Consider the following 6,688-nt stretch of genomic DNA (forward strand, 5'->3'; position numbering starts at 1 on the left):
CCATGCTTGGCCCCATCGACCACGGCGAGCGCTACGAGCTCACCAATCCCACCGCCCTGCCCCAGGCCGCCGGCTTCCTCTGGAACCGCCGCATGATGATCCAGGTCACCTGCCGCGGCTATGCCACCGCGCAGTTCATGCAGCCTGAACCGGCCAAATACGCCCACGCGCCCAACCTGGAGGCCAAGACCTTCATGCAGCCGGAGCAGGCCTACTACGCCCATCACCCCGGCCGCTTCGTCTACGTGAAGGACGAGGACACGGGCGAGCTGTTCTCGGCGCCTTACGAGCCGGTGCGAGCGACCGTTGACGCGTTTCAGTTCCGCGTCGGTCGCCACGACCTAGGCTGGACCGTCGAGCATCTGGGCCTGCGTGTCGAGATGGTGCTGGGGCTGCCGACCGACGACGTCGCCGAGCTGTGGGAGCTGCGGGTGAGCGACATGTCGGGCCGCACGCGGCGTATCAGCCTCGTGCCCTATTTCCCCATCGGCTATATGTCGTGGATGAACCAGTCCGCCGAATGGCGCAGCGACCTCGGCGGCGTCGTCGCCAGCAGCGTGACGCCGTATCAGAAGGTCGCCGACCACTTCAAGAACCTGCACCTCAAGGACAAGACCTATTTCCTCTGCGAGCGCCAGCCCGATGCGTGGGAGGCCAGTCAGACGGCCTTTGAAGGTGAAGGCGGGCTGCACAAGCCGAGCGCACTGCAGGCCGAGCAACTTTCCGGTGGCGATGCGCGCTACGAGACGCCGGCCGCCTGCGTGCAGTACCGGCTCGCGCTGCAACCGGGCGGGACCGAGACCTATCGCTTCCTGTTCGGCCCGGCGCTGGACGAGGCCGAGATCGCGCAGATGCGCGCCGCCTATCTGAGCGAAGCCGGCTTTGCCCGCACGCGCGAAGCCTACGCCCGCTACGTCGACGGCGGCAGCGGCTGCCTGCGCATCCAGACGCCCGACGCCGAGTTCGACAACTTCATCAACCACTGGCTGCCACGCCAGGTCTTCTATCACGGCGACGTCAACCGTCTCAGCACCGACCCGCAGACACGCAACTACCTGCAGGACAACCTCGGCATGGCCTATATCGCGCCGGCCGTCACGCGCGGCGCGCTGCTGCATGCACTGGGCCAGCAGCATGCCAACGGCTCCATGCCCGACGGCATCCTGCTGGTCGAAGGCGCCGAGCTGAAGTACATCAACCAGGTCCCGCACACCGACCACTGCGTCTGGCTGCCGGTCTGCCTGAGGGCCTATCTCGACGAGACGGCGGACTTCGCACTGTTGAACGTCGTGGTGAACGGACTGACAGTCGCCGAGCGGCTGGATGCCGCCATGGCCTGGCTGCAAAAGGACCGCGACACCCGCTGCCTGAGCTTCATCGCCCAGGGCGACTGGTGCGACCCGATGAACATGGTCGGCTACAAGGGCCGCGGCGTGTCGGGCTGGCTGACAGTGGCAGCCGCCTATGCGATGCGACTGTGGAGCGGCATGTGCGCCGATGCTGCCCGGCCCGTGCAAGCTGAACGCTGGCAGGCCACAGCCGACGAACTCAATGCCGCCGCCAACCGCCACCTCTGGGACGGCGACTGGTTCGCCCGCGGCATCACCGATGACGACGTCGTCTTCGGCGTCAGCGCCGACACCGAAGGCCGCATCTACCTGAACCCGCAGTCCTGGGCCATGCTGAGCGGTGCGGCGAGCGCCGAACAACGCATCAAGATGCTTGCGGCCATCGACGCCCAGCTCGAGACGCCGCATGGCGTGGCCATGTTCAACCCGCCCTATTCCGGCATGCGCGATGACGTCGGCCGCGTGACGCAGAAGCACCCGGGCTCCGCCGAGAACGGCGCCGTCTACAACCATGCAGCCAGCTTCTATGTACACGCCCTCTACGACGCCGGCGAGGCCGATCGCGCCTTCAGCGCACTGCGCCGCATGATCCCGGGGCCTGACGCAGCCGACTATCTGCAGCGCGGCCAGCTGCCCGTCTTCATCCCCAACTACTACCGCGGCGCGCATCAGCAATACCCACGCACCGCCGGCCGCTCCAGCCAGCTCTTCAACACCGGCACGGCGGCCTGGGCCTATCGCTCGGTCATCGAAGGCCTGTGCGGCCTGCGCGGCGAGGCCCAGGGCCTGCGCGTGCAGCCGCAACTGCCCTCAGGCTGGAGCGAATTGAGTGCCGAACGGGAATTCCGCGGTGCGCGCTTCCATCTGCACGTCCGCCGCAGCGGCCAACATCGCGTGCTGCTGGACGGCGAACCCCTGCCCGACGGCCTGGTGCGCGGCATCCAGCCCGGGCGCGACTACCGGCTGGACGTCGAGCTAGCTTGAGGCCCGCTTCAGGATCTGGAAGCCCAGGTCCAGATGCGGCTGCTCCACCGCCTGGCCGCGCATCAGCGCCATCAGCATCTGGGCGGCCTGCTCGCCGATCTCGACGCGCGGCGTGGCCACGGTGGTCAGCGGCGGCAGCATCTGGTCGCCGCCCGGCAGGTTGTTGAAGCCGACGACGGCCAGGCGCTCGGGCACCTTCACGCCCAGGCGCAGCGCGGCCAGCAAGGCACCCTGGGCCAGGTCGTCGTTGCAGAAGAAGATGGCGTCGGTGTCCGGCGCTTCCTTGAGCACCTTCTCGAGCAGCACCCCGCCCAGGGCCATGGACGAGGGCTCCGGGCTGAGCAGCTTGCGCACATCGGCGCCCAGCCCCGCCTGCTGCATGGCCACCTCATAGCCCTCGCCGCGCTGCAGCGTGCGCGGGTCGAGCTGCGCGGCCACATAGGCCACGCGGCGCCTGCCGCTGTCCAACAGATGCTGGGTGATGGCCCGCCCCGCCTCGCGCTGCGAGAAGCCGACGCTGTAGCTGCCGGGTTCGGTGGCGAGCTCCATCACATGCACGCAGGGCACGCCGCTGCCGTGGATCAGGGCCGCGGCGGCCGGGCTGCGGTCCAGGCCCGTGACGATCAATCCCGCCGGGCGATGCGCCAGGAAGCTGCGCAACACCGCCTCCTCTTCGGCTGGGTCGTAATGGGTGACGCCGATCAGGGTCTGGTAGCCGGCCAGCATCAGCTGGCGCTGCAAGGCATCCAGCAACTCGACGAACAGGGTGTTGCTGAGCTTGGGGATGAGGACGGCCACGTGCGAGCTGCGCGCCGAAGCCAGGGCCCGCGCGGCCGGGTCGGGCACATAGCCCAGAGCGGTCGCCGCGGCCTGCACGCGTTCGCACAACTCCGCCGCCACGGCGCGCTCGCCACGCAGCGCGCGCGACACCGTGATGGGGCTGACGCCGGCCTCGCGGGCCACATCGGCGAGGGTCACGCGGCCGGTGGCGCGCGAGCGCCGGGAGGGTTCGTCGGAAGTCGGCTTGGACGCGGGCATGGCTACATGTTATCCCCCATATCCAGGCCTCGATGTCATGCCTAGGATAGCGCAATCCACCTATGAAACGCTTGTCAAACCGACTGGCGCTTGCGGTGGTGGATGCCTGTTGTCTCACGGATCTTGGGGGAGCCATCTCCCCCCTTTTTTAATCCAACTGGACAGCGCTATCCAAATTTGATATTTCACCCCAAGAGCCGGCCCTGACCCGAGCCGTCCAAGCACAAGCAGCGGATCACGCTGCAACACAGGAGACCTTGATGCACCGCCCGACCTTGATCCATCGCGCCGCCCTGGCGGCCTGCGCCAGCCTGGCCTTCTCGGCGCAGGCGCAGACGACTCCGGAAGCGTCGCCGGCCGCAGAAGGCCAGGAGGCTTCCAACCTCCTCAGCCCTGTCGTCGTGACCGGCTCGCGCATCAACGCCCGCGGCTTCACCCAGCCGACGCCGACGACGCGCCTCGACGCCGTCGACATGGAAAAGGCGGCAAAGCCCAATCTCTTCAATGCGCTGGCCGAACTCCCGGCCCTGCAGGGCAGCACCGGCCGCACGACAAGCACCAACAGCACCAGCAGCGGCATCCAGGGCCTGAGCTCGCTGAGCCTGCGCGGCTTGACGCCCATCCGCACGCTGACGCTGATCGACGGCCAGCGCGTCATCGGCGCCAACGTGACCGGCGTGACCGACGTCAGCCAGTTCCCACAGCTGCTGATCAAGCAGGTTGACGTGGTGACCGGCGGCGCCTCGGCCTCCTATGGCTCGGACGCCGTGGGTGGCGTGGTGAACTTCGTCACCGACAAGCGTTTCACCGGCTTCAAGGCCAATGTCGAGGCCGGCCAGACCAACTATCACGACGACAAGAACGCCACGCTGCAGGCCGCCTGGGGCCGTGCCTTCCTGGATGACCGTGCCCATCTGAGCGCCAGCGTCGAGTACAGCCGCGAGGACGGCGTGCCCTCGCCGCGCTTCGGCGGTGCTGGCGCGAATGGCCGCACCTGGTTCAAGAACCCGGCCTTCCAGGTGCGCCCCATCGGCCAGACCACCGACGGCAAGCCGCAATACACCTTCATCGAGAACGCCCAGCAGTTCCAGTACGCCAAGTACGGTCTCATCACCAACGGCCCGCTGCAGGGCACGGCCTTCGGCAAGGACGGCGTGCCCTTCAAGTTCAACTACGGCTCGAACGGTGTACCCACCGGGACCGGCGCCGTGACGGGCTGCGTGACACCCTTCTGCGTCGGCGGCGACCTCAGCGGCACCGTCGGCGGCGGCACCACCCTCGGCATGGACATGACCCGCCAGGTGGTCTACACGCGCGGCAGCTTCGAGCTCAACCCCGATCACGAGCTCTTCTTCACCTTCAACTACGGCAAGGTGGACTCGCGCTTCACGCCCAACCCCGGCGCGGCCAAGAACGCCAACCTCACCATCCAGTGCGACAACCCCTTCGTGCCGGCCTCCATCCAGGCGGCCTGCGCGAGCAACGGCATCACCAGCTTCCAGTTCGGCACGGCCAATGCGGAGTTCCCCAAGGACATCGAGGTCAACCCGGTGCGCACCCAGGCCCGTCTGGTGCTGGGCGCCAACGGCAGATTCGACGCCTTGGGCACGCCCTGGACCTATGACGCCTACGCCCAGCACGGCCAGAACACCATCGACATCCGCGTTGCCAACATGTCGTTGAACAACCGCTACAACGCCGCCATCGACGCCATCCGCGGTCCCAACAACACCATCATCTGCCGCAACCCGGTTGCCGTCGCCGCGGGTTGCAAGCCGCTGAACGTGCTCGGCGATGTGACGGCCGACCCGGCGGCCATGGCCTACATCGAACCCGCCAACGGCCCCCACCAGCACTCGCGCCAGCGCCAGACAGTCGCCAGCTTCGCCGTCAATGGTGAGCCCTTCTCGCTGTGGGCCGGCCCGGTGGCCGTGGCCTTTGGCGCCGAGGCGCGCAAGGAGCAGTACTACGTCACCGGCGACCCCTATGGCAACGGCGTCTCCGCCACCAGCCCCAACACGCCTGAGTACCCGGCGGACCCGCTGCTGAACACCGCCATCGGCAACAACTGGTACGCCGGCAACTATCACAACGCCGAGGGCAGCTACACAGTCAAGGAAGGCTTCATCGAGCTCAACCTGCCGCTGTTCAAGTCGGCCAGCCTGGGCGAGGCCAACTTCAACATCGCCGGTCGCCACACGCGCTACAGCACCTCGGGCGGCGTCAACACCTGGAAGGCCGGCACCACCTGGAAGACCGGCATCGACGGCCTGCGCCTGCGCGCCGTGACGTCGCAGGACGTGCGCGCGCCCAACCTCAGCGAGCTGTTCGCCGCGCCGCTGGTCGTCAACAACACCGTCAACTACAACGGCGGCACGGTCACCATCCAGCAGCGCACCATCGGCAACACCAATCTGCGCCCCGAGATCGGCCGCAACACGACCTTCGGCATCGTGCTGGCCCAGCCGAAATGGGCGCCCGGCTTCAGCGCCTCCATCGACTACTTCGATATCAAGGTCAACGACGTCATCTCCTCGCTGACGGCCCAGCAGGAGGTCGACCTCTGCGTCGCCGGCAACCAGGAGATTTGCGCCGCCATGGACCTGACGAGCGCGACCAAGTTCGTCACGCTGCAGGCCTTCAACCTCGCCTCCATGCGCAACAAGGGCTTCGACCTCGAGGGCGTCTACCGCTTCGATCTCGGCATGGGCCTGCCCGGCCGCATCACGCTGCGCGCACTGGCGACGAACACGCGCAGCTTCGTCACCAACTCGGGCGTCGTCGGCACCATCCCGAGCGAGGCCGCCGGCGTCAACCTCGGCAACACGCCGAAGTGGAAGGGCCAGTTCTCGCAGGCCTGGGACAGCGACACCGCCAACTTCACCGTCTCGCAGCGCTGGATCAGCAAGGGCGTCTACAGCAACGAGTACATCGAGTGCCAGGCCAGCTGCCCCGTCTCCACCGTCGTGCATCCCACCATCCTGAACAACCAGATGAAGGGCGCCTTCTACTGGGACATCGGCGGCTCCTACAACGTCTCGAAGAACCTGACCCTGTTCTTCAAGGTCGACAACCTGACCGATGTCGACCCGGTCGCGGCGCCGCAGACGGGCACGGGCTATGGCATCAATCCCTTCCTCTATGACGTGCTGGGCCGCCAGTACCGGGTGGGTGCCCGCATGGCGTTTTAGGGCCTGCTAACACTACGGCAACGGGTCGCGTTGTGGCCAGAAAGGCCGCAGGCACGACAGCAGACCGCAAGCTGGGCTCTCTGCCCAGCGAGGATTTGCAACACAGCATGCGGCCTTTCTGGCCAC

Annotated in this window: 3 protein-coding genes; 2 read left to right on the forward strand and 1 reads right to left on the reverse strand. The window is 67.3% G+C overall.

The genetic code is table 11. The annotated features are described in order from the left end of the window. Window positions 1-2 precede the first annotated feature (2 nt). The gene (locus tag ACS5PN_RS31200) at window positions 3-2,333 is read left to right on the forward strand and encodes a GH36-type glycosyl hydrolase domain-containing protein (RefSeq protein WP_439467925.1); all 2,331 of its coding nucleotides are present in this window, start codon (window positions 3-5) and stop codon (window positions 2,331-2,333) included. Here the strand turns inward: ACS5PN_RS31200 and ACS5PN_RS31205 are convergent. Next, entirely contained in the window at window positions 2,325-3,371 is a 1,047-nt protein-coding gene (locus ACS5PN_RS31205) for a LacI family DNA-binding transcriptional regulator (protein WP_439467926.1), read from the reverse strand. The two genes, ACS5PN_RS31200 and ACS5PN_RS31205, sit on opposite strands and share 9 nt — an antisense overlap. 260 nt (window positions 3,372-3,631) lie before the next feature. Between ACS5PN_RS31205 and ACS5PN_RS31210 the strand changes: the two genes are divergently transcribed. Beyond that, a complete protein-coding gene (locus tag ACS5PN_RS31210; protein ID WP_439467927.1) occupies window positions 3,632-6,562 on the forward strand; it encodes a TonB-dependent receptor plug domain-containing protein in 2,931 nt (976 codons plus the stop codon). Window positions 6,563-6,688 lie beyond the last annotated feature (126 nt).

Origin of the sequence: Roseateles sp. NT4 (genome assembly GCF_051857475.1) — a bacterium.
GTDB lineage: Bacteria > Pseudomonadota > Gammaproteobacteria > Burkholderiales > Burkholderiaceae_C > Pelomonas.

Excerpts from the sequence above, each read along its gene's own strand:
- ACS5PN_RS31200 (WP_439467925.1), top strand. The coding sequence starts at position 3 with ATGCTTGGCCCCATCGACCACGGCGAGCGCTACGAGCTCACCAATCCC.
- ACS5PN_RS31205 (WP_439467926.1), bottom strand. The coding sequence starts at position 3,371 with ATGCCCGCGTCCAAGCCGACTTCCGACGAACCCTCCCGGCGCTCGCGC.
- ACS5PN_RS31210 (WP_439467927.1), top strand. The coding sequence starts at position 3,632 with ATGCACCGCCCGACCTTGATCCATCGCGCCGCCCTGGCGGCCTGCGCC.